This window comes from Lactobacillus helsingborgensis (assembly GCF_000970855.1).
GTDB classification, from domain to species: Bacteria; Bacillota; Bacilli; order Lactobacillales; family Lactobacillaceae; genus Lactobacillus; species Lactobacillus helsingborgensis.
On record NZ_KQ034046.1, the window covers coordinates 532,811 to 556,193 of the forward strand.

The following is a 23,383-nucleotide window of genomic DNA, read 5'->3' on the forward strand; positions in this document are numbered from 1 at the left end:
AATGTTATATGTTTATATATTTTTATAATAACTAATAATCTTAAAAAGTCAAATTGATTAAAAAAGTGGTGATTATATCCATTATAAAAGTATTTTATATATGGTAATCATAAGAATATATATAGATATATAGGGCAATAAATTATATTTAATATTAAAAAAGGAGAAACATATGTAGGAACTTTGAAAAAGCTACCGCAATCTCCTTATATTTTATTAAAGAATATTTCTTATTAATGCTGCTGATAGAATTTTATTCTTAAACGGTTTGATTGAGCATCAGTATAAAAAATAGTTTAATTTTTATTGTTCAGTAACTTGGCTTCTTAACATGAATTGAGCTATTAAAATTGAGCTAAACATTTGTTCAATATAACTTAGTTTGTGGTGCTTTTGATCTCTTCGTGACATTTCATGATCATTAATAATATATTCCATATAGACTTTTAAATATTCTTGTACAAATGGCAAAATAATGTTATTATTCTAAACTTTAATTAAAAGTTAAGTTGAAAGGTGACATTATTTATCTGTGTTAATCACTTTTTTAATATCAATTTACTTAAATACGACATTGTTTAAATGATTGAAGAAGATCGAAATAATACTTTAAGAATATTGAGGTAAGTGATATCCAAGATTTCTGTTTCTTAAATTTAAGGTTGCAGACATCTGATGACCTTGACCTTATAAAGTCACTGAATATTATATTAAAGGAACTAGTCATGTTCGTTAAATCATGATAGTAATCTAAAAGCAAAAAAATATTTAACAAAATAACATTTTCAACAATTTAAATAATAGAATGATATTGCATAAGTAAATTTCTTAATTTTTTAAATAACTCTTTTTTTCTAAGTGTTTAAAAGCTGTGATGCGTTACAGAAATTGAAATTACTAAGAAATTTGCATTTGTTCACTTATATTTTTAACTACGTAATGATATGAGTTAATTGGTTATAGTGGATGCAAAAGTATAAGCCATTTATATCTTACTAAAAAAATAATTTGCTATGTTTGTTATTTGAACATATAATATAACTATATATATAAGGAGGATTAAAATGAGTATACCTGTTTTTTTAAGTCATCCAAGACCAATTAATAATATTCAATCAGATTTTATCGAAAAATTATCTAACAAGTTATCAGGTTCAGGGTTTGAACCTCTAACATTAGGGGTAAATAGGTATGATATGAAAGCACCCCTGGAAGGTATAATAACTCTTATGAATAACACATATGGTTTGATAACTGTAGCTTTAAAAAGGGCTCATATCAAAAAAGGAATGGACAGTCCACAAACCAAACATCCTAAAATTATTTCTGATAAGTGGCTAACTAGTCCATATTGTCAAATTGAAACGGCAATGGGTTATCAGTCGGGATTACCTGTTTTAATATTAAAGGAGAAAGGTGTTCTAGAAGAAGGTGTTTTAGAAAAAGGTGTCACAGGTGGATATATTTCAGAAATTGATTTGAGTGAATCTTGTGATAAATATCTTAATTCTAATGAGTTCAAAGGTTTACTAGCACAATGGAAAATTGCAGTTATGAAACAATACGGGAAGGATTTGAATAGTTAATTTTGACGCCTTATTTATAACCTATAAAATTAAAGAGATAATTAATAACTTTTTTGAGCATACAATTTTTTAAAGAGTAATAAATGAAATTACGGAAAAGGATAAAATATTTGATAAAGAAGCTGAATTTGTTAATTTTAACAAAAGTATAAATGACATAAGTGCAATGTTAGTGGATGTATCTGTTGAAGATAATTCTAGTATTTTCAAGTTACCGTGTTCTGAAATAAACAGATTTTTTAAAACATTTAATAAGTATTTAAGCCCATTGATAGTAAGAGTATTCAAAATTATCATCAAAAGATGATAATTTGGGTCCATTTTTAAGTCTTTGAGTTAAAAAGTATCAAATTACTTATTTATTGTATTCATGTTTAATTCAGGAGTGCAAAGAAAAGTTATGAGATTATGGTATCAAGACATAATTTTGCGACTGCCTAGGCAACAGTTATTAGGACAACACCGCGAAATTGCCGCTTTGCGCGGATGTGGCTTGGGCAAACAGCATGCTACCGTTATTATGTTTTTCAATATACCCAGAACATGATGATGCATATTTACAAAGTTGTTTGGATAATTTGCACCAAAAAGGAATTGATTTGTATTAAGTTCGGTTTGTTAAAAAGCAGAAGATTGACATTGAATGAAGACATTTTCCTAAATTTCTTTTTAAGAAACGTAAGAAAAAAAGTTGAGCACTTTGATATGAATGCTCAACTTTTTTGACATTGTAATTAGATTACTCTTTTTTGATTTTATGATTAATATTTGCAATTTCCTTTGCAATTTTATGGTAATTATAATACCAGCAAATCAAGTAGATGATGACAAAAATCACAGTAAATTTTGTGAAGTTAATCAAGTCTAACGAAACCCAACCAGCTAAAAGGGCCAAAAAAGCAAACCCAAAATAGTAGGTGAAGAAATTTATAACTGTTTTCTTTAATAATGACCAATGGTTAATAGTGAAGATAAAACTGCCAAAACCGAAAAATATTCCAGTGACCGCCCAAAGAATAATTGAAGCGGTAAAAGCATTAAGCAAATTGCTAAAGTTTGTCGTAAAAGATGGACTGGATGGAACATAAACTGCGCTATGTGATGCATAACTGCAAAAGATAGAAATCATTAAACCAATGAAGATGCCTTCAGTAGCAAAAGTAAACAAATAATTGATAAATCTCTTGGTGTTTTTCATATTCCTAACCTCTCTTTCAGGTTCTTAATATTTCTTCTTGATATTTGTACGCGATGCTTATTGGTCAGAACAACATCGATTAACCCATTATTAAGTAATTCAAGGTGATCGATGTGTTGATAATTAAATATAGCGCTGCGTGAAGCTTCAATAAAATAGTTCGGTAGATCTACTTTCAAATTTGATAAACGATCATTATATGTAAGTTGCTGCTTTTCTGTATAAACATTAATATCTCTATTAGCAACTTCAAGTGAATAAATGTCTTCAAATTGAATTGGATAAATTTGAGATTGATAATGGCACCATAATGAATTTTCGGACTGTGCTAATTTTTGCAAAAGTTCATTAATTGCTGGTGTCATTTTTTTGATCCATAATTCACCGTGCTCTTCACTAATATTAGGGTCGACGTGACAATTAATTTTCATTTTTGGTTTCTCCTTCCTGTTAATAAGTATAGTAGATGACTTTCATTTTTATCCCAGATTACTGCAAATGGTGAAATAAATGTCATCAATGGTTACTAAATTTGTGTTTCTGGTTGAAATTTAGCTTTTATAATTAAAAGAGGGTTTGAGTGCATGAATATACTAAAGTATAATTTAAAAGAAAAAGTTTTTTACTTAAAAGGATGAAGATGATGCAAGAAATTAATGAATTAAGGTTAGATTGTGCATTTAAACAAAAAGAGGACTACATATAATACTAGCTTCAATTTTTATTTGGCTAGTCATTGCAATTATTCACTTTTCATCTATGCCAATATTAACGAAAAATCTCTTTACTTTTGTTTGTGCTGCAGTTTTATTGCCTTTATCTTATTTTGTTTCTAAGCTAATTAATGTTGATTTTCAAAACAAAAGTAATCCATTAACTGAGTTGGGAATACTGTTTTCTGTTAACCAAGCACTGTATTTGCTAATTGCGATGTGGATTTATCCAACTATACCAGAAAAAATGCTTATGATTTTAGCAATTATTTTTGGCGCACATTTATTACCATATAGTTGGCTTTATAGGTCTCGGGTTTATTTTACTTTGTCGATTTCAATAACCTTTTTGGCTTTGATCATTGGACTAAACTTTGAGCCAGCAATTTTGGCTTGACAATGATGGGAATTGAAATAGTCTTTTCTTTAGCTTTAATATGGGAAAATAGGCAATTAAAGTCTTAGTTTGATAAAAACTATATTTAGAGCAGTGATATTAATCATCTGCTATTTTTTTATGACTTAATAAATACGAAATAATATTTAGTTGTATTTAGAAAAGCAAATTTGAATATTTTAAAACTAAAATGTTTAGTTTTAAAAAGCTTAATACTATAAATAATTAAGCGGATACAAATAATAAAAATATAAATTAGATCAATAAAACTATTATAGTATACCTACTAATTTATAAAATTAAAATAATCATCACACACATATATATTCAAAGTGTATAATTTAATTAAGGTTTTTAACATAATGATTAAAGTTGAAGACAAAAGGAAATTTATTATATGGCAACAAATACAAAAGAATTAAATATAGAAAACAAACTGTGGGAAACTGCAAACGCACTAAGAGGAAGTATGGATGCCTCTGAATATCGTAATGTAGTTTTAGGATTGATTTTTTTAAAATATGTTTCCGATGCTTTCGAAGCTAGACGAAATGAATTATTAAAAACAGAATTTCCAGAAGATGCAGAAGATCCTGATATGTATCTTTCTGAAAATATTTTTTGGGTACCGAAAAAAGCACGTTGGGAATTGATTAAAGATTCTGCTAAATCACCTAAAATAGGTGAAATTATTGATAATGCCATGGATGCTTTAGAAAAAAATAATGATTCTTTGCGCGGTGTATTGAGTAAGAATTACGCCTCGCCTGACTTAGATAAAACCCGGTTGGGCGAAGTCGTTGATTTAATCTCTGATATCAGTTTAGGAAACGAAAAAGCTAAGCAATCTGATGTGCTGGGACGTGTCTATGAGTATTTTTTAAATGAGTTTGCTTCGCAGGAAGGAAAAAAGGGAGGGGAGTTTTATACTCCTCGGTCTATTGTACGAATACTAGTAGAAATGATTGAACCTTATAAAGGCAGAATTTATGATCCTTGCTGCGGTTCTGGTGGGATGTTTGTTCAATCAGATAAATTTGTGCAGGAACATCAAGGAAAGATTAATGATCTTTCGGTATATGGAGAAGAATCAAACCCGACCACTTGGAAATTAGCTAAGATGAATTTAGCTATTCGTGGTATTGATAATAATCTTGGACCTCATCAGGGCGATACTTTTCTCAACGATTTACATAAAGGTGAAAGATTTGATTTTATCCTGGCTAATCCGCCATTCAATGTTAAAAACTGGAATGGAGAAAAGCTGAGAGAAGATGCACGTTGGAAATATGGAGTACCCCCAACCGGTAATGCTAATTATGCATGGATAGAGCACATAATTAGTAAATTAGCGCCTAATGGCAAGGCTGGCTTTGTTTTGGCAAACGGAGCGTTATCGACTTCTACAAAGGACGAATATGCTATTCGTAAAGCAATTTTAGAAGACGATAAAATTGATGCTATTGTAGCTTTGCCTGATAAGATGTTCTATTCTACAGGAATTCCAGTTTCATTATGGTTTATCGACATGGATAAAGCTTCTCAAGGAGAACGGGTTCGTAAAGGGGAAACTTTATTTATCGATGCACGTAATCTTGGTGAAATGGTGGACCGAACTCACCGAGAATTTTCTAAAGAGGATATTGCTAAGGTAGCTGACACTTATCATGCCTATCGTGGAACTAACAAGCAGAAGTATGAAGATGTTGCAGGCTTTTGCAAAATAGCTTCTTTAGATGAGATTGCAAAAAACGATTATGTTTTGACTCCGGGGCGTTATGTTGGTTTAGCCAAACAAGAAGATGATGGTGAACCTTATGAAGTTAAAATGGCACGCCTTACTGGCGAATTAAAAAAGGAATTTGCTGAAAGCGATAAACTTCAATCTCAAATAAAAGACGTTTTAAAGGAGCTTGGATATGAAATTTAGTGATTTTATTGATGTAAGAGATGGCACTCATGAATCTCCTAAAGCAACTGATAAAGGGAAAAAATTAATAACAACAAAAAATTTATCTACAAACCAAATTGACTTTTCAAATGCAAAAAATATTTCTGTTAATGATTTTAACCATATTAATGAAAGAAGCAATGTTGAAAAATATGATATTTTACTATCTATGATAGGAACTGTAGGAAATGTTTATCAAGAAAAAAATGACAATCCTGAATATGCAATAAAAAATTTGGCACTGTTAAAATTTCATGGTGATGAATTATTATCTAATTGGATGAACTATTATCTTCAGAGTGAAGATGGACAAAATAAAATAAAGCAAAAATTAAATGGAAGTACCCAACAGTTTATTTCATTAAAAGAATTAAGAAACCTAGAAATTGAATTACCTACTAAAAAAGAAATGGAAACAAAAAGTCGACCATTAAATCTTATAGATGGATTAATTCAAAAAAATAACCAGCTAAATGATAATTTAATGTTTCAAAATATTTTATTAAGTAATTCTTTTTTTAGATTCTTAAGTATTTTGTTCTCATTTTCGTTCTTACTAATCAGTTTGAATATTGATAGTGCGGAATTATCAAAGTATTTAGCTTTTTCTTTTGAAGGTATATTAACTATGTGAGCTTTAAGTCTTGTGCCAGATATTTCTTTAAATGTTGATCCATTAGCTTCTCTAACAATTAAGGGTGTCTCCTTTTTTAATAACTCATATATAAATTCTGGAGAATATCCTTTGTTAGGTATGATTGATTTAAATCCTTGACTGGTTGAAATATTATTTTTAGCTATTGAAATATAACCTATTGGAGCTCTTGAACTGAACAGAACTGTTCCTGCGGGGAACAATCTTGCACTACTCTCTTTTAAACCATATTCTGTAATAAATCTAGTTCCTTTTGAAGTAAAGATTGAGTGACTTTTTGAAAGATCTTTAGGTGTTAGCCAAGGTATTTTCCCATTCCAATATACATTCACTTTTTTTGATGGAGTACCACCTCCAGCAATGGTTCCTATATCATTGAGTGTGGCTTTGTATAATATTGAGCATTTAATTATGTTATCAAATAATGTATCGACTAAATCAAGTAAATTATCATTTATTTCTGTAAATACGGTTTTTATTGTATGATTTTCTAAAAAACGGAGATTTTACAATGAGAAAAGATGAATCAGAAACAATAATTCGCGAAATGTTGCCGTACCTTAACAATCTAAACTTAATGAGACTAAAAACTATTTTAAATAATTTAGTTACGACAAAAACCGAATTTAAATCAAAATATGACAATAAAAACTTGCTTAAGAAGTATTTTGCGGCTAAAAGAGCCGAAGGTTGTTCGGAAAAATCTCTTAAATATTACAAAGTAACAATTACAAAGGCGTTAATTGAAATTGATAAAAATGCTAGAGAAGTAAGTACCGATGAATTGCGGAACTATTTAATGACATATCAGGAAGTTCACTGCTCTAGTAAAGTGACAATTGATAATATTCGTAGAATTTTATCTAGTTTTTTTAATTGGCTTGAAGATGAAGATTACATTATTAAAAGTCCTATAAGGCGAATACATAAGGTGAAAGTCGCAACTACAGTAAAAGAGACCTATTCGGATGAGGAACTTGAAAAATTACGTGATAGTTGTACAAATGTCAGAGACTTAGCAATGATAGACTTCTTGGCCTCAACTGGTATGCGTGTTGGGGAACTGGTTTTACTTAACCGCAGTGATATCAACTTTCAAGAACGTGAGTGTATTGTTTTTGGTAAGGGTAATAAAGAACGGATCGCTTATTTTGACGCTAGAGCGAAGTTACATTTAAGAAAATATTTGAATGAACGACACGATAACCATGAAGCCTTATTCGTTTCTTTAAGAGCAGAACATGAACGATTAACTATAAGTGGTGTCGAATCAAGGCTAAAAAAATTAGGTCAAAAGATTGGAATTGCAAAAGTTTATCCACATAAGTTTAGAAGGACACTAGCTACAAAAGCGATTGATAAAGGTATGCCAATTGAGCAATTACAACAACTCTTGGGGCATAAGAGAATAGATACTACATTACATTATGCAATGGTAAAACAGCAAAATGTGAAGATAGCACATAGGAAGTATATAGGTTGATGAGGTATAAAATAGAAGAAATAGTTCAACTCATTATGGATTATCGAGGGAAAACACCCAAAAAATTAGGAATGAATTGGACAGAAAGTCAAAAAGATATTATTGCATTAAGTGCTAAAAATATAAAAGATAATAAAATTGTTAATACTGATAAAAGTCACTATGGTAGCGAACTTTTGTATAAGCATTGGATGAAAGATGGAGACATTGAACCTGGTGATATTTTAATGACATCAGAGGCTCCTTTGGGCGAAGTATATTTGGTTTCTAAGCCAATTAAAGCTATTTTAAGTCAAAGATTGTTTCTATTACGATTCAATAAAAAGATAGTTAATCCTTGGTATATGTATGCTTTTATGAATTCGCAAAGCTTTAAAAATCAATTACTTTTAAGAGCCACAGGGACTACAGTTGTTGGTATCAAGCAAAAAGATCTTAGAAAGATTGAAGTTGAACTACCTAATATAGAGTTGCAAAACAAAATAGGAAGCATTTTTCAATTTTTAGATAAGAAAATCCATATTAATGGAAGAATAAATGATGAGATAACTCTTAGTGAAATATATTGAATGAGAAGGGTAATTTTATTGTGAAAGCAAAACTGAAGGATGTAGTTTGCATAATTACGGACAAAAAGAGTAGCTCACTCATAGATGTAAATAATTATGTAAGTACAGAAAATATTTTGCCAAATAGAGAAGGCATAAGGTTTCCTGCAAAAAGTCTCCCACGAATTTCCAAAATCCTTTCATATCAAAAGAATGACGTATTGGTTTCAAATATTAGACCTTATTTTAAGAAAATATGGTTCAGTGATAGAGATGGTGTTCGTTCAAATGATGTATTGGCATTTAGAACTAAAAATAGCAATATTTTGTTGCAAAAGTATTTATATTTATTACTTCAAAGTGATAAATTTTTTGATTATGTTACTCTAACTGCAAAAGGTACGAAAATGCCGAGAGGTGATAAAAAAGCTATTTTGAATTTTACTTTTGAGCTTCCCTCTATTAGTACTCAAAAGAAATTGACTAACTATTTTTTTGTTATTGAAAGTCTAATTAAACTAAATAATTTGATAAATGATAATTTATTAGATATAGCTAAAAACATTTATCATAGAATATTATTTTCATCTCAAATTACAAAAACTAATCTAAGAAGTTTTGCAACAGTAGTAATGGGACAATCCCCTAGTAGTAAAACATACAATGAAAATAAAATTGGTATACCCTTGTTAAACGGGGCAGCTGATTTTAGAAATGGCATTCAACCTTCAAAATGGACCACAGATCCAAAAATAATTGTGAACAAAGGAGCTTATATTTTTGGTGTCAGAGCAACAATAGGCTTAACTGCAAAAGTGTCTAAGCCTTATGCAATCGGTCGAGGTACGGGTTCAGCAATACCAAAAGATGTGAACAATGAAGAAATACTCTATTTTATTTTAAATGATATGTTTAAAAAATTTGAACAAACTGAATCTGGTAGTGTGTACATCAATATCTCAAAGAACGACTTTGAAAATTATAGGTTTAATATACCTGATAGAAATGGTCTTTTGTTTTTTCATGAAAAAGTTAAGCCGATTATGGACCAAATATACATAAATAAGAAACAAAATAAAATACTGCAAACAATAAAAGCAACTCTACTTAGTAAAATATTTTGAAGCATTAAATTATCATTTAGCTAACCAATATCTGTATAGAAAGGAGTGAAATTAATATGTCAAAAGGATATCTTTTAGAATCAGATGTTGAAAATTTAGCCTTAAATACCTTACAGACTGTAGGATATAAGGTGTTTAAAAGTCCCACTTCAAGTGGTCCTAATCCAATTATTGATGCTGCGCGTGACAATGATCATACTTCAGCAATATTATTTGATAACTTAAATAAAGCTCTCAGGAGACTTAATCCTGACTACGAAGAAGAAATATATAAAGACGCATTTAGACAAATAATTCGATTAGCTGATAATCCGGATATGATGATAAACAACCATTACTTTCATAAGTTATTGATTGAAGGTATCAAAGTAAGAACTACTTTAAACGGAGAAAATCATACAGATACACTATATCCGATAGATTTTGAAAAATTTGATGCTAATGAATTTATAGCTACCAATCAATTTACTTTTGCAGGTAAGAGAGAACGTAGACCTGATGCAACACTGTTTATCAATGGTATTCCTGTAGTTACTTTTGAGTTTAAGGACGCCGGCAATATACATGTTGGTATAGAAAGCGGTTACCAGCAATTACAAACTTATAAATCAGATATATCTGACTATATGAAATATAACGAAATCCTGATTACTTCTGATGGTATTAATGCAAGAGCTGGTTCATTAAATGCCGGATTTGATCGTTTTATGAGATGGAGAGCTCCAAAGAATAGTGAATCTGAAGATGAACTGGAATTAGTAACAATGATAAAGTTCATGCTCAGGCCAAAAGATTTACTTAATATCATTGAAAACTTCATAATTTTTGAAACAGACGGCGACAAAACAATCAAAATTCTTGCAGCCTATCACCAATACTATATGGTAAATAAAGCAATTAAAGCTGCTAACAAGGCAATTAAAAGTCCCGATGATAAGAGAATTGGGGTCGTTTGGCATACAACTGGTTCAGGTAAGAGCTTATCAATGGTCTTTTTTACTAGTATAGCTGCTCGTAAATTAAACAATCCTACGTTTGTGGTAATTAATGATCGTAATGATCTTGATGATCAACTATTTGATACCTTTGCTGCAGCACATGAATATTTGCGTCAAAATCCTGAGCATGTTGAATCTGGCGATGAATTACGTTCAACGCTGAAAAAACAAGCGGGTGGGATAGTTTTCTCTACTATTCAAAAATTTTCGCCTGATTTTAATAGTGGTGAAACTAAGATGCCTGTGCTGTCAAAAAGAAACGACATTATTGTTATTGCTGATGAGGCCCATAGGAGTCAATATGGTTTAAAGCCCAAGTTTACTAGTAATGGCTTGAGATATGGCTTTGCTGAGTATTTAAGAGATGCACTGCCTAATGCGTCATTTTTAGGCTTTACTGGCACCCCTTTGTCTACAGCAGATAAGTCAACAGTGGCTGTTTTTGGGAACTACATCGATGTATATGACATTACGCAAGCTGTTAATGATCATGCAACCGTAAAAATTTATTATGAAAGTCATGTATTTCCCCTTAAGCTAAAAAGTGATGCGGATGAAAAATATCAGAGGCTTATACAACAAGTTGACTTAGATGACGACCCTACTAATGAAGATAATGCCAGACGAAATCGTGAATTTTCGCGTTTAGAAGCTTTGGCAGGAGCACAACCACGTTTAAAAAGTATTGCAAAGCATTTTGTGAATCATTTTGAAACTCGTCAAGAAGAAACGTTTGGCAAATCAATGATTGTTGAGATGTCACGTCGTAACGCGGTTAGATTGTATGACGAAATAATAAAATTGCGTCCAGATTGGGAGAGTAGGGACTTAAAAAAAGGCAAAATTAAAGTTGTAATGACGTCTTCAGCTGCAGATGGTCCAGAGATGTCTAAGTTTCAAACAAATAAATCCGAAAGACGAATTTTGCAGCAACGAATGAAAGACGATAACGATGAATTACAAATAGTGATAGTCGTTGACATGTGGCTGACTGGTTTTGATGTGCCTTCATTGAATACTATGTACATTGATAAACCGATGAAAGGTCATAATTTAATTCAAGCAATCGCACGGGTTAATCGCGTATTCAAAGATAAAGATAGTGGCTTAATTGTTGATTATATTGGTATTGCTGAAAATCTAAAGGATGCTTTAAAGGTTTATTCTACAGATGATCAGGGTCAAGTTGCTATTAATATGGATAAAGCGCTTGCCGTACTGAAAGAAAAATATGACATTATTACCAATGATTATCTTTATGGAATTGACTATTCAGACTTTAATTCTCCTGATGGTGCAGTTAGACTGAAAGTTACGCAAAAAGTTGCAAATGAGATTTTGCATGAGAATGAACAACGTCAGAAAAAATTCTTAGACGTGGTTACCGAGTTAGAAAAAGCCTATGCTTTAACTGCAACGCAGCCTCAAGCACAAGCTTATGGTAAAGAAATTGCTTTTTTTAAAACTGTTAAAGTTTTTATTATGAAATTAAAAGCACCTGATAATTCAACAAACTATAATAACCATAAGGATATTAAATATCAAATGCAGCAGTTGCTTGATCAATCGATTATTTCTGAACCAGATATCGATATTTACAATGAATTGGGTATTAAAAGACAAAGTGTTGATCTTATTTCTGATGAATTTTTGCAGAAAGTCAAAAGTATGCCTGAAAAAGATATTGCGATCACTTTATTAGAAAAGTTACTTAAAGGTAAAGTAAAAGCGATGATGAAAACTAATAAGGTAATGTCAGCAAGATTTCAGGAAATGCTTCAAAAAGCCATTGATGAATACAATAAGCGGGGTATTACTAGCGAACTGGTAATCCGAAAGCTTATTGAAATGGCCAAGAAAATTAATGCTGAACAAGAAAGAGGAAAAGATCTTGGACTTAGCCAAGAAGAAATTGCATTTTATGATGCTTTAGCTGATCATAAGAAGGCAGTTGAAGTTTTAGGAGAAGAAAAATTACATTTAATTGCTCAAGAACTTGTTAAACTAGTTAAAAAAGAGGCTGGTGTTGATTGGGAAAAACGTAGAAATATCCAAGCAAAAATGAGGGTTGCAGTCAAACATTTATTAAGAAAATACGGTTACCCACCGGATATAGCTCCAGCAGCAGTTGATACCGTTGTTGAGCAGGCAGAGTTGATGGCAGCAGATGATTAATACAGCTCTTATGGAACCAAGATAGCAATTAATTTTATCTGCTATGTTTTCTTGAATCAAAAAATTTTGCTAAAATTAATTATAGTGTAAGAGACAATAATAATTAAAAACAGGTGAGTATTTAAATGGCTAATCGACAAATTAATCTTCAGAATATAACTATGAAAGAAATTCTGATTGCAATGCGTCGTTTGGGTGGTCAAGTTACAAGGCGAGAAATTAGTTCAGATATTCGTGACAATTCCACTGCAATCTCAGAACAAGAAGTAGATAAAATTAAAGTGTCTAAGAAAACGGGTAATAAATATAAACCTTTTGACTATACGCTGAATTATGCGGTTATCTATTTGGTGAGAACAGGCTATTTAGCTGAAGACGGTCATCAAGTAGAGTTAACTAAAAAAGGGCGTAAAGTTGATCTTGATACTTTTGATCCGGAAAAGGATGTACGGCCATTCTTAGAAGATAATGATTCTCAGGAATTAAAGAAAAAGAACTTGGCTGAAATTGATTCTGCTAAGGAAACTACGGATGAAGATACAGAAGAAGATCAGTGGAGACAAGATTTGCTAGATGCCCTGATGAAAATGAGTCCGAAAAAGTTTGAACTTTTTTGCCGTGGTTTACTTACCAAAATGGGAATTGACGTCGATAAGACGATTGGCGTTAACTATGTTGCTGACGGTGGTCTTGATGGTTTTGGCTATGTTCGTTCAAACGATTACCGTACTACCAGAGTGGCTCTGCAAGCAAAACGCTGGCAATCTAATGTGCCCGCTCCTGAAATAGATAAGTTTCGCGGAGCAATGGATAAATACAACGCGGAATTTGGTATTTTTATTACGAATTCTGATTTTACTCGCGGCGCAATTAAGACAGCACGTCAGGGAACCAGAATTATCACTTTGATTGATGGTGAGGAAATCTGTGACCTGGTGGCAAAATATAATTATTACGTGGAGCCTGTGACTACGTATCGATTGAAATCATTTTATACAGAAAAAGATTAAACTATTTAACACGAATTTAGTAAAACTGAATGAACAAAAACGAAACATTACATTACCTTGATCAACACGGAATTAAATATGAAATAGTAGAGCACCAGGCTGTTTATAATATGGCAGAAATGGAAAAAATTGCTCTGCCGCATCCTGAAGCAGATGCTAAAAATTTGTTTGTGAGGGATGACAAGAAACGTAACTACTACCTTTTAACTATTAAGGGCGATAAAAGAGTCAACTTACAGCAATTTCGTGAGGAAAATGGCACTCGCAGACTTAGTTTTGCCTCACCGCAAGATTTAAAAGAAAAATTGGGCTTAGAACCGGGCTCAGTCACACCTTTAGGTCTGATAAACGATCCTAGGCATGAAATACCGTTTTACCTTGACTCATATTTTAGTCAACAACCGAGAATTGCTGTTCATCCCAACGACAACACAGCTACTATTTGGTTAAAGCCGCAAGCTCTAATTCATCTCATAAAGGATTTGGGCAATCCAGTCAAAGTAGTGAAAATGTAGCCAAAACAATAACTCCTGAATATTAAGACACAAGATTAACGACTTGTGCCTTTTTATTTTTAAAACATACAGTATTTATGTTTGTATACAATTATTAAATATGTAATATTAAATTGTTACGAAATGGTAAACTTTTATATTTATGATTTTAATTAGTTAAAAAAATACTACTTTCATTGTAGAATTTAAAATCGTTACTGCTAATATCTGGTCAGAACTAGTAATTTACTAAGGCAGGCACCAAGAATCTACAGCCTATTGTTAGGCAAGAGCAGTAACGCTGCTAGTATTAAGTTTGTAGTTTGAAAATTAAGCGTGACAGTAATTTCCGTAACTTATGTAAACTTACTTTCTCATAAATAAAACATCTTTCTTGTGTATAATCCAATTCTTAAAAACCATTTTAGTTAAAGTTACTCAGAAACAAATTTAGTCATTTGAAAATAAATCCTCTATCAGTTTAAGTAAAATATCTAATATCTCATCAACGTTTAAATATCAGAGATTGAATGGTAAAAAGCTAGTTGTTTTGATTTTTCGGCAAAAGGTCAGTTGGTAGCCAAAATTACTATTTTGTAAAAGAAAAGCGCATGTGAGTCAGGGATAGATTAATTATTAGTATTTTTTATTAAGCTGTCAGTTCAACTGGTAAGAGAAGCTAATTTTACAGTCATCAATGGAGGTGCACCGTTTAGTTCAGTTTTACCATTATCAGTTGACAGAAATATTACCTAGCATCAAAGTGACTAAATTAAATTGGAAAAGATTGTTGCATTAATTTCAACTGCTATGAACTTAGTCATTCAGCATTTAAAAGATTGAAACTATAAACTAGTTGGCAAGCGCAAAAGTTTGTGGTTTTAATCAAGTAGTTTATGCTATACCCCTAAATTTAAACTGCCTTTTTGTTTTTTACTTCGTAGAGTTGACATGATTAAGAAATAATGATAAATTAAAAGTCAATTAAATATTAAGCATCTTGCAAAGCAGAGTAACTATCGTATTGCTAATAAAGAGAGCTATCATTTTGGTGAAAGTTAGCTAGTGGTAGGTAGTGAACATGGGCTTCTAATTGATGTCTACTGGTGATAATCAGCCTGTAGCGGAGTTGCATCCGTTAATTTTGCAAGCTATTGTTTGATAGTTAATGAGGTTTATTACGTGAGTAATAAATGAACAAAAGGTGGTAACGCGAGCACTCGTCCTTAAGAAGAAAAGGATGAGTGCTTTTTTAATACAAAAATTGGAGGTTTGTTGATGACTAAAACTGCATATACTAACGTTAATTTATTTAATGGGGTTGATAATAAAATTCAACCCAATACGACTTTAGTAGTTGATGATGATAGCGGTAAAATTACCGCAATAACGGAGAACACTGCACCGCAAGCAGACAAGACAGTTGATTTAAATAATAAATACGTGATTCCCGGTTTAATCAATTGCCACACGCATATCATTATGGATCCGTTAACTCCAGATGGCGGCAGTGAAACTGATGTAGTTTCTTCAACTGTTCGTGCAGTAAGTAATTTGCATGATTTGCTTAGGTCCGGAGTAACTTATATCCGTGAGTGCGGTAGTACCTATAACATTGACATCGCTCTTAATAACTTAATTAAGCAAAATAAAATGACCAAGGTCCCGGAAATTGTCCCCTCTGGTCACCCATTTTCTATGACTGGCGGTCATGGTGATATGCCTAATTTTGGTGTTTTGGTTGATTCACCTGATGAAATGCGTAAAGCTGTCCGCCAAGGAATTAAAGCAGGTGCCAAAGCAATTAAGGTCATGGCGACAGGTGGGGTAATGACAGAAAATGACTTTATGGATGACCCGCAATTAAGCGAGGCAGAGATGCACGTTGCCGTGGAAGAAGCTCATCACAAAGGTTTAACTGTAGCAGCACATGCAGAAGGCAATCCTGGTATTCTGAATGCAATTAAAGCCGGCGTTGATAGTATTGAGCATGGCTTTTACGTTAATGATGAAGAAATTAAGTTGATGCTGGAAAAAGGAACGTACTTAACCCCAACGATTGTTGGTGCTTGGGCATTCATCGAATATGCACCGGGTAAAATTCCTGACTGGGAAATGAACAAGATTGCGGCTGCTTGGAAAGACTTGCGCGGTAATATTACTAAGGCCAAAAATGCGGGAGTCAAAATTACTCTTGGTACTGACGCTGGAACTCCGTTTAACGACTTCACGATGACACCTGAAGAACTGCCTTTACTGGTTGAACAAGGCTTTACTAATTTCGAGGCTTTGGAAACCAGCTATAATTCGGCCAAACTCCTCAAAATCGCTGATGAATATGGTTCATTAGAGGAGGGTAAATACGCAGACTTTTTGGTACTTGATGAAAATCCTCTCGAAAAAATTAGCGCGGTTGTGCAAAAGGATAAGGCAGTTTATAAAAAGGGTAAAAGAGCTTACTAATTATAAGCAAATGATTTTGCAATTTCGAACAAATGTTCCATAATAAAAGAAGCTACTGAAAAAGTAGCTTTTTTATTATGGGGAGGAGAAAAAATGAATCAAAAATTTTTAGACGTCATGAGTGATGAAGGCCCAGTCACAATTGTTACTATTAACGCCAATCCTGCCAGTGTAGTAAACACTTGGATGTCCTATGTTAAAATCGATGAAAAGAATGATTTGCTATATATTCCTGCTGCGGGGATGCACAGCATTGAGAACGATTTTGCCAAAGATAATCATGTCCTGTTAACTATGGGTTCTAAAAAAGTTGAGGGCACAGCTGGACCTGGAGCCGGTTTTCATGTTAGGGGAACTGGTCAGTTTTTGGCAGAAGGGCCAGAATTTGACGAAATGAAAAAGCGCTTTCCGTGGATGCGTGAAGTTTTGCAAGTCAAAATTGCTCAGATTGAACAAAAGATATAAGACAAGTCACTTAGTTAAAACAAAAATAGATTCCCAATTTAGTTTTTAAGCAAAAATTATTAATAACTCTTTTTTAAATTTATCTTTAATTTTATCTTAATTTTAGATACAATAATAGATATAAATTTTTTATCCAAAAAAGGAGGATTAATAATGAAAGCTTTACTTTACAATATGACCCCGGAGCAAAAGGTCTATGTAGATAAGTGGAACGAAAATCATCCAGAAGATGATTTGGTCACAACTGATGACAAGCTCGATGCTAAGACTGTGGAGATGGCAAAAGGTTATGATGTTGTTAGTGTTTTGCAGGTCTTTGATATAGATGAGGAAGAGGTCTATCGTAAATTAAGCTCTTATGGTATCAAACAGATTGCCTTAAGGTCTGTTGGCTACAATATCGTCAATTTTGACTTTATTCACAAGTATCACATGATCGTTACTAATACCCCTGCTTATTCTCCCCGTGCAGTTGCGGAAAATACTCTCACTTCTGCAATGTACTTGTTAAGAAAATGGGGTCCAATTTTAAATAATGAAAAAGAACACCTGAATTTTGTCCGTGAAGAAAATTTGATGAGCGATGAAATTTATAACCAAACAGTTGGTATTATTGGCGTTGGTCGTATTGGTTCTTGTGTAGCTGAAATGTTTCATGCTTTAGGAGCAAAAGTTATTGGCTATGACTTGGTTGAGAATCCTGCTAATGAGGCGTTTTTGGAATATACTGATTTCGACACAGTAATTAAAAATTCTGATATTTTAACTCTGCATACACCGCTTGAACCTTCAATGGAGGACATGATCAGTGCTAAGCAATTTAAAGAAATGAAGAATACTGCATATTTGATTAATGCAGCTAGAGGACCCTTAGTTAATAATCATGATTTGATTGCAGCGCTGAAGAACAAAGAAATTGCCGGTGCTTCTCTTGATGTAATGACTGGTGAAGAAGCAATTGTCATGAAAAAGTTCAATGATATTTCGGAACTACCTGTTGATTATCAGGAATTAGCCCAGATGCCTAATGTAGTATTCACGCCGCATTCGGCATACTACACCAAGACATCTGTTAAAAACATGATTGAGCAAAGTATGACGGACGTCAAAAGAGTTTTAAATGGTCAAAAACCAATATATTTAGTAGAAGAATAGTTTTAACACAAAAGGTGCCTGACTTTTTTTAGTCAGTCGCCTTTTTTAATATGACAAATTGTAGTTACCAATTATAATTAAAATGTTGGTATAATGGACAAGTGTAGAAAAAACAAACGGAGAAAAAGTTGAAAAGGTTTCATCACAAATTCACATTACCAGCAATTTTAATACTACTGGCAGCTGCAATAGGTCTCCTTTTTGCTGGCATCAGCAACATGCGTAATCAAACAACTTTACCACCCAATGGGACTGCCAGTGCTATTGGCGTTGAGCTAAATCAGAGCTTTGGCTTTATTGATTTGCATGAACTGCAAGCAAACGGTGTTTCCTTTGTCTATTTGCGCGGGACTCAAGGAAGATCATATTTTGATGATGATTACTTAACTTACCGCGATCAAATTTTAGGAACTAAAATGGCTTTTGGCACCATTGTTGCCTATAGTAACGAATCAACCCCTTTGCAACACTATCAATTTTTTATGAAAAAGGTGGGCACAAATACAGGTAGCCTCCCAATCTGGATTGAACCTGCAATAGATGACTATGATTTGAACTACATTAAACAAATGGCCCAATTTGCCAGGATGTTGCAACAACAAAATAAGCGGGTAATGGTGGATGTTGATATTAAATATAAAAAGTACTTTGCCCAGGATGTTCAATTTATTACAGGTGGCAGGAAAGCGCCCAACAAACTTCAGTACTCTTTTTGGCGTTATACCAATAATGGGCGTGTAAAATCAGTGAGGAATTTTGAAAATGGGGTCACTATGCTTACTTATAACGGTACAGTGACGCAATATAAGGAAAAATACGGACAACTAACACAATAATGAAAAAAGAAATCCAAGCAGTTTTAACAAATTTAAAAATGACTGAACCAACTTTAATTCAGGAGAAAACGCGTACCCCAATCTTAAATGGTGCAAGCTGTATTGCGCTAGCTAAAACTGGAACGGGAAAGACGCTGGCTTATGCTCTGCCGTCACTTGAAAAAGTTGCGCAGGGTAAACCAAATAGTTTAGTCATTATTGCTCCTACCACTGAATTAGCTGTGCAAATTCGTCACGCCATTAATCCATTTATCCATGCCTTGAAGTTGACGGGAATCACACTTGTGGGTGCTGGCAATCGTCAACGTCAGGAAGATAATTTAAAAAAGAAGCACCCAGAAGTTGTGGTTGCAACTCCTGGCAGGTTTTTTGATTTCTTTTCGGCTGGTCGAATTAAGGTAGACCAGATCAGGACTTTGGTAATTGATGAAGCGGATGATGTTTTAGAGTTTAATAAAATGGAACTACTAAGTTCTTTAGGACAAAACATGACGCCCGATTCCCAAATTTTGCTTTTTGGTGCCACTGAGTCTGAAATAACCCAACAAGCACCAGAAATTTTTGCTCGGCAGTTTGAAAAAATTGATGTCAGACCGGATCAGGAAACAACTGTTAAAAATTATTTCTTACAAATAGATAATGCGCATAAAATTGACTTTATTCAGCGCTTACTTAGACTTGATGGTTTCAAAGGAATTTTATTTTTTGATTCCAATCAAACTATGATGCGGTTTGCCGGTATTTTGGCTCACACAAAAACCAAATTCGGCATACTAGCTAATGATTTTGGCAAGCAAAAAAGAGCAGCAGCTCTCAATGACTTTAAAGTTGGCAAAATCAAACTGCTTTTAGCAACAGATTTAGCTGCTCGGGGTTTGGATATTGCGGGTGTCACTTACGTGGTAAACTATGATATCCCAAGTGAAGAAAACACCTATTTGCATCGTGCTGGTCGGACTGGCAGAATGGGGGCCACGGGTTATGTTGTGACTCTTGGTGACGACCATGATTTGCGCGATTTAAGAAAATTGCTGGGTACCAAAATAAAAATTGCACGCGTTTATTTTGCCGGTTTTCGGCTAACAGAAAAATTACCGCAGAAAAAAGCTCAAAAGAATGAGTCGGTGAATAAAAAAGCAGCTTTAACAACTAAAAAGAAAAAGCATAAAAAACACAAAAACAAGAATAAGGGTTATCATCCCCATTTTTTAAAGAAAAAGGAGCAAAAATGAGTCGATTAGTTACTTGGCTGGAAGACTATATTTTGCCTTTAGCAAATAAATTAGGACAAACCCACTGGCTCGTGGCTTTACGGGATGCGTTTATTTCTGTAATGCCAATAACTATCGCCGGTTCAGTTGCGGTACTCTTAAGAAGCCTGATTGCAGCTGCCAAAAGCGAATTGGGCTGGCATACTTTTGCCTGGGCCATGCAGCCGCTGGTTTTGGTTTGTAACGTAGTTTGGCGGGGAACTTTTGCTTTATTTGCGCTTTTCTTAGCCATGTCTTTGGGATACCATTTAGCCAAAAGTATGGAGGTGGATCCGATAGCGGGGGCAATTGTTTCATTGTCATCTTTGGCAATGAGCATTGCTAATTTTACTAAATTAAAAGTTAACGGCAAACTTGTCCCGATACATAAAGTATTTAATATTTCGCAGTTTTCAACTACAGGAATTTTTACGGCAATTGTGTTCGGCACGATTGGTGTTGCTATTTTTGCAATTTGCTTTAGAGCCCGCATTAGGCTGCATCTTTCCGCTAATTTGCCCTATGCCGAACAAATGGCTTTTGATTCTCTTGTCCCCGCGGTTATTGCAATCTTTTTTGTAGGTATGATCAATTTCGTGTTTCAAACCATCACTGGTACCTTTTTTGGTAATTGGCTGCTTAATTCAATCCAAAAACCGCTGGTAAAACTAGGACAGGGCTTCGGCATGGTAATGCTAGTAACACTGCTGGTACAAATATTCAGCTTCTTTGGCTTTAATGGTCTGAGCGTGTGGGCACCATTACTGGATTCAATTTGGCTTACCGCCCAGAATGTTAATGTAACTGCTGCTCGCGAAGGTACGGTAATGCCATTTATTTGGGTTCGCGGCTCTTTTGATGCTTTCGCTTGGTTCGGCGGAGCGGGTGGCACATTAATGCTGATTGTTGCTATCCTGCTTTTTTCAAAAAGAAGCGATTATCGGACAATTGCTAAAGTTGCTTTGGCACCAGGAATTTTTAACATTAATGAACCAATCGTGTTTGGTCTGCCCGTAGTATTAAATCCCGTTTACTTCATACCTTTTGTACTTGCTCCAATGGTCAATGTCGCATTTTCTTATGGCGTAAGTATGATGAATTTGGTTAATCCGGTGCAAGTAGCAGTGCCGGCAATTGTGCCACCAATTATTGGTCCTTTTTTGGCATGTAATTACGATTGGCGCGCAATTGTATTGGCGGTAATCAATATGCTAATAGCTTTAGCGATATGGACTCCCTTTGTTTTCGCTGCAGATAAAATTGCTGAGTCGAATAATCCGCAACCATATTTTACCCGTCAATATTAATTACTAAAAAAGTTGGCTTTTACCAGCTAAATTTGGTAAAGTTAATCTGTTGCGACCCTGTAGTTTATCTGGATAGAACAATGGTCTCCTAAACCGTAGAGGTGAGTTCGAATCTCACCGGGGTCATATAATATACGTTCTAAATTGTTAATGCCACAGTATTCAGTGTGATATTAACAATTTTTTTGATTAATCTAACTTTAATTGTTTTTCCTTGCAGCCTTTTAAGTGCCTGGTTAGCACCAAATACTAATGATCGTGATTTAAATGATTTATATGATCCGGTGATAACCAAACATGGTAAAAAGCGTCATTTTAATGAAATAGAAGAAGCTAATTCATAAAGTTAAGCTTTAATTAATGCTAATCAAAAAGTCCGATTATTAAATTAATAATCAGACTTTTATAAGAAAATTTTGTAAAAAATAAAATATGAATAAAATTTGTGTTTTAAAATTAGAAAGATAAAAAATAATTATAATGCCAGTTTTTAGTAATGATACCTACAAAATAGTTTAATACCAAATGTATTAATACATTCTATCCTTTAGTTTTGGGACTATCGTGACCGTATGAATTTTTTAAATTAATACGGCCATTTCTTTTTTGACTGATTAATTCTGTCTTTTCTTTTTTGGCTAAATTTTTAGCGTATTCAAGAGCATCTTCTTTGCGATCAAAAAGTTTAGAAATTTTATCACTACCCGCAATTTTCACTGCCCATTGGTCACCGTGTGTTGTAACCCACACGTTTTTGGTAACTTCTTCTTTACTCATTATTTATTCACCTCTTTTCATGCTAATTATACAGCTAGTTGTACTATAAAGTGAAAGGATACACATTTAATAAATAATAATATATCAAAAAGCGAGTTATAATTCCGCAGACTGCAGAACTGTTTACTAATTAAAACGCTTACTTGACAGTGAGCGAAAATAAGGTTATGATGCACTTAAATCAGGATTGTAATCGCATACTTTTATAGTAATGTGAGCAAAACCAAAATAATTGCAACTTTGTTGCGCTTATTTTGGTTTTTTTTATGCCCTAATTTAATTATTAGTTTTAGGAGGAATAAATGAATGGTAGTTGTAGGTACAAGAATAGACAATAGATTATTGCACGGAATTGTAGCGACTTCATGGGCCCCACAATCTGGCGCAACAAGAGTAATGGTAATTGACGACGAAACTGCATCAAGTCCAGTTTTAAAAGACGCGATGAAACTTGGTCGTCCAGCAGGAATGGCGGTTTCTGTAATTACTGCAGCAACTGCTTTGGCAAATTTCAAGCGTAATAAATATGACCATCAAAAAGTATTTATTTTAGCTAAAACGCCAAATATTTTTCTCGAACTGAGAAAAAATGGGGTTTTGTTTAATGAATTAATCTTAGGAGGAACTCTGACTTATGAAAATTCTGTCCGCATAACTAACAGAGCATACGTTAAGAAAGAAGACATTCCTGTTTATAGTGAACTGGCTCAATTAGGAGTGACGATTAAATCTATGTATACCACGAAAGATAATCCTATTGATGTCATGGCTGTTTTAAAGGAAAAAGGGGAAATATAA

Annotated in this window: 21 protein-coding genes, 1 tRNA gene and 2 pseudogenes; 19 read left to right on the forward strand and 5 right to left on the reverse strand. The window is 33.3% G+C overall.

The window, feature by feature from the left end; translation table 11 throughout:
* Nucleotides 1–303: 303 nt before the first annotated feature.
* On the reverse strand, nt 304–438 hold the full coding sequence (locus tag JF73_RS09795; RefSeq protein WP_257011430.1) for a hypothetical protein: 135 nt from the start codon (nt 436–438) through the stop codon (nt 304–306).
* A 626-nt stretch (nt 439–1,064) separates the two neighbouring features.
* Here JF73_RS09795 and JF73_RS02585 point away from each other — a divergent pair.
* Both JF73_RS02585 and JF73_RS09950 read left to right on the forward strand, forming a co-directional pair.
* Nucleotides 1,065–1,586, forward strand: a complete 522-nt coding sequence (locus JF73_RS02585) for a hypothetical protein (RefSeq protein ID WP_046326854.1) — start codon at nt 1,065–1,067, stop codon at nt 1,584–1,586.
* Between the two features lie 400 nt (nt 1,587–1,986).
* A pseudogene (locus JF73_RS09950) lies at nt 1,987–2,103 on the forward strand (pyrimidine dimer DNA glycosylase/endonuclease V); the annotation flags it as partial.
* Nucleotides 2,104–2,325: 222 nt separating this feature from the next.
* On the opposite strand, the gene JF73_RS02595 reads toward JF73_RS09950, so the two are convergent.
* A complete protein-coding gene (locus JF73_RS02595; RefSeq protein ID WP_046326855.1) occupies nt 2,326–2,784 on the reverse strand; it encodes a DUF3021 domain-containing protein in 459 nt (152 codons plus the stop codon).
* A complete protein-coding gene (locus JF73_RS02600; protein WP_046326856.1) occupies nt 2,781–3,215 on the reverse strand; it encodes a LytTR family DNA-binding domain-containing protein in 435 nt (144 codons plus the stop codon). Before JF73_RS02600 ends, JF73_RS02595 begins: the two co-directional genes overlap by 4 nt.
* 313 nt (nt 3,216–3,528) lie before the next feature.
* Here JF73_RS02600 and JF73_RS09955 point away from each other — a divergent pair, with 313 nt between their 5' ends.
* The 3 genes from JF73_RS09955 to JF73_RS09800 all read left to right on the forward strand — a co-directional run bounded on the left by JF73_RS09955 (nt 3,529) and on the right by JF73_RS09800 (nt 6,479).
* Nucleotides 3,529–3,894 carry a DUF7010 family protein gene (locus tag JF73_RS09955; RefSeq protein ID WP_371212567.1) on the forward strand — a complete coding sequence of 122 codons (366 nt, stop codon included), beginning with the start codon at nt 3,529–3,531 and terminating at the stop codon, nt 3,892–3,894.
* 397 nt (nt 3,895–4,291) lie between these two features.
* A complete protein-coding gene (locus JF73_RS02610; RefSeq protein WP_046326857.1) occupies nt 4,292–5,824 on the forward strand; it encodes a class I SAM-dependent DNA methyltransferase in 1,533 nt (510 codons plus the stop codon).
* On the forward strand, nt 5,814–6,479 hold the full coding sequence (locus JF73_RS09800; RefSeq protein WP_052727764.1) for a restriction endonuclease subunit S: 666 nt from the start codon (nt 5,814–5,816) through the stop codon (nt 6,477–6,479). The genes JF73_RS02610 and JF73_RS09800 overlap by 11 nt, the downstream gene beginning before the upstream one ends.
* Here the strand turns inward: JF73_RS09800 and JF73_RS09805 are convergent.
* Nucleotides 6,422–6,832: pseudogene (locus JF73_RS09805) on the reverse strand (restriction endonuclease subunit S); the annotation flags it as partial. The gene JF73_RS09800 and the pseudogene JF73_RS09805 overlap by 58 nt on opposite strands.
* A 179-nt stretch (nt 6,833–7,011) precedes the next feature.
* On the opposite strand from JF73_RS09805, the gene xerA reads away from it, so the two are divergent.
* The 13 genes from xerA (at nt 7,012) to JF73_RS02685 (ending at nt 21,934) form a co-directional block, all read left to right on the forward strand.
* Nucleotides 7,012–7,983, forward strand: coding sequence for a site-specific tyrosine recombinase/integron integrase (xerA, locus tag JF73_RS02625; protein ID WP_046326858.1), 972 nt, complete (start codon nt 7,012–7,014; stop codon nt 7,981–7,983).
* Nucleotides 7,983–8,552 (forward strand): restriction endonuclease subunit S, encoded by a 570-nt coding sequence (locus JF73_RS02630; protein WP_052727765.1) that lies wholly within the window; start codon nt 7,983–7,985, stop codon nt 8,550–8,552. Before xerA ends, JF73_RS02630 begins: the two co-directional genes overlap by 1 nt.
* A 20-nt stretch (nt 8,553–8,572) precedes the next feature.
* Entirely contained in the window at nt 8,573–9,655 is a 1,083-nt protein-coding gene (locus JF73_RS09495; protein ID WP_143435070.1) for a restriction endonuclease subunit S, read from the forward strand.
* Nucleotides 9,656–9,711: 56 nt separating this feature from the next.
* Nucleotides 9,712–12,828 carry a type I restriction endonuclease subunit R gene (locus JF73_RS02640; RefSeq protein WP_046326859.1) on the forward strand — a complete coding sequence of 1,039 codons (3,117 nt, stop codon included), beginning with the start codon at nt 9,712–9,714 and terminating at the stop codon, nt 12,826–12,828.
* A gap of 125 nt (nt 12,829–12,953) precedes the next feature.
* A complete protein-coding gene (locus tag JF73_RS02645) occupies nt 12,954–13,838 on the forward strand; it encodes a restriction endonuclease (protein ID WP_046326860.1) in 885 nt (294 codons plus the stop codon).
* Nucleotides 13,839–13,867: 29 nt separating this feature from the next.
* Entirely contained in the window at nt 13,868–14,353 is a 486-nt protein-coding gene (locus tag JF73_RS02650) for a prolyl-tRNA synthetase associated domain-containing protein (protein ID WP_046326861.1), read from the forward strand.
* A gap of 1,257 nt (nt 14,354–15,610) precedes the next feature.
* Nucleotides 15,611–16,795, forward strand: coding sequence for a metal-dependent hydrolase family protein (locus tag JF73_RS02655; RefSeq protein WP_046326862.1), 1,185 nt, complete (start codon nt 15,611–15,613; stop codon nt 16,793–16,795).
* Nucleotides 16,796–16,888: 93 nt separating this feature from the next.
* Entirely contained in the window at nt 16,889–17,260 is a 372-nt protein-coding gene (locus JF73_RS02660; RefSeq protein ID WP_046326863.1) for a hypothetical protein, read from the forward strand.
* Nucleotides 17,261–17,413: 153 nt separating this feature from the next.
* Nucleotides 17,414–18,415 (forward strand): D-2-hydroxyacid dehydrogenase, encoded by a 1,002-nt coding sequence (locus JF73_RS02665; RefSeq protein WP_046326864.1) that lies wholly within the window; start codon nt 17,414–17,416, stop codon nt 18,413–18,415.
* A 128-nt stretch (nt 18,416–18,543) separates the two neighbouring features.
* Nucleotides 18,544–19,251 (forward strand): GH25 family lysozyme, encoded by a 708-nt coding sequence (locus JF73_RS02670; RefSeq protein WP_046326865.1) that lies wholly within the window; start codon nt 18,544–18,546, stop codon nt 19,249–19,251.
* On the forward strand, nt 19,251–20,483 hold the full coding sequence (locus JF73_RS02675; protein WP_371212563.1) for a DEAD/DEAH box helicase: 1,233 nt from the start codon (nt 19,251–19,253) through the stop codon (nt 20,481–20,483). Before JF73_RS02670 ends, JF73_RS02675 begins: the two co-directional genes overlap by 1 nt.
* Nucleotides 20,480–21,808 (forward strand): PTS sugar transporter subunit IIC, encoded by a 1,329-nt coding sequence (locus JF73_RS02680; protein WP_046326867.1) that lies wholly within the window; start codon nt 20,480–20,482, stop codon nt 21,806–21,808. Before JF73_RS02675 ends, JF73_RS02680 begins: the two co-directional genes overlap by 4 nt.
* A 53-nt stretch (nt 21,809–21,861) precedes the next feature.
* A tRNA-Arg gene (locus tag JF73_RS02685) sits at nt 21,862–21,934 on the forward strand.
* A gap of 414 nt (nt 21,935–22,348) precedes the next feature.
* Here JF73_RS02685 and JF73_RS02690 read toward each other — a convergent pair.
* Nucleotides 22,349–22,585 (reverse strand): DUF2188 domain-containing protein, encoded by a 237-nt coding sequence (locus JF73_RS02690; RefSeq protein ID WP_046326868.1) that lies wholly within the window; start codon nt 22,583–22,585, stop codon nt 22,349–22,351.
* A 306-nt stretch (nt 22,586–22,891) separates the two neighbouring features.
* Here JF73_RS02690 and JF73_RS02695 point away from each other — a divergent pair, with 306 nt between their 5' ends.
* Entirely contained in the window at nt 22,892–23,383 is a 492-nt protein-coding gene (locus JF73_RS02695) for a PTS sugar transporter subunit IIB (RefSeq protein ID WP_038521745.1), read from the forward strand.

What these genes read in the sequence shown, in the direction of transcription:
- JF73_RS02630 (WP_052727765.1), top strand. Translation starts at nt 7,983, where the DNA reads ATGAGGTATAAAATAGAAGAAATAGTTCAACTCATTATGGATTATCGA.
- JF73_RS02675 (WP_371212563.1), top strand. Translation starts at nt 19,251, where the DNA reads ATGAAAAAAGAAATCCAAGCAGTTTTAACAAATTTAAAAATGACTGAA.
- JF73_RS02690 (WP_046326868.1), bottom strand. Translation starts at nt 22,585, where the DNA reads ATGAGTAAAGAAGAAGTTACCAAAAACGTGTGGGTTACAACACACGGT.
- JF73_RS02595 (WP_046326855.1), bottom strand. Translation starts at nt 2,784, where the DNA reads ATGAAAAACACCAAGAGATTTATCAATTATTTGTTTACTTTTGCTACT.
- JF73_RS02695 (WP_038521745.1), top strand. Translation starts at nt 22,892, where the DNA reads ATGGTAGTTGTAGGTACAAGAATAGACAATAGATTATTGCACGGAATT.
- JF73_RS02680 (WP_046326867.1), top strand. Translation starts at nt 20,480, where the DNA reads ATGAGTCGATTAGTTACTTGGCTGGAAGACTATATTTTGCCTTTAGCA.
- JF73_RS02600 (WP_046326856.1), bottom strand. Translation starts at nt 3,215, where the DNA reads ATGAAAATTAATTGTCACGTCGACCCTAATATTAGTGAAGAGCACGGT.
- JF73_RS02660 (WP_046326863.1), top strand. Translation starts at nt 16,889, where the DNA reads ATGAATCAAAAATTTTTAGACGTCATGAGTGATGAAGGCCCAGTCACA.
- JF73_RS02665 (WP_046326864.1), top strand. Translation starts at nt 17,414, where the DNA reads ATGAAAGCTTTACTTTACAATATGACCCCGGAGCAAAAGGTCTATGTA.
- JF73_RS02650 (WP_046326861.1), top strand. Translation starts at nt 13,868, where the DNA reads ATGAACAAAAACGAAACATTACATTACCTTGATCAACACGGAATTAAA.
- xerA (WP_046326858.1), top strand. Translation starts at nt 7,012, where the DNA reads ATGAGAAAAGATGAATCAGAAACAATAATTCGCGAAATGTTGCCGTAC.
- JF73_RS09795 (WP_257011430.1), bottom strand. Translation starts at nt 438, where the DNA reads ATGGAATATATTATTAATGATCATGAAATGTCACGAAGAGATCAAAAG.
- JF73_RS09800 (WP_052727764.1), top strand. Translation starts at nt 5,814, where the DNA reads ATGAAATTTAGTGATTTTATTGATGTAAGAGATGGCACTCATGAATCT.
- JF73_RS02645 (WP_046326860.1), top strand. Translation starts at nt 12,954, where the DNA reads ATGGCTAATCGACAAATTAATCTTCAGAATATAACTATGAAAGAAATT.
- JF73_RS02610 (WP_046326857.1), top strand. Translation starts at nt 4,292, where the DNA reads ATGGCAACAAATACAAAAGAATTAAATATAGAAAACAAACTGTGGGAA.
- JF73_RS02585 (WP_046326854.1), top strand. Translation starts at nt 1,065, where the DNA reads ATGAGTATACCTGTTTTTTTAAGTCATCCAAGACCAATTAATAATATT.
- JF73_RS02655 (WP_046326862.1), top strand. Translation starts at nt 15,611, where the DNA reads ATGACTAAAACTGCATATACTAACGTTAATTTATTTAATGGGGTTGAT.
- JF73_RS02640 (WP_046326859.1), top strand. Translation starts at nt 9,712, where the DNA reads ATGTCAAAAGGATATCTTTTAGAATCAGATGTTGAAAATTTAGCCTTA.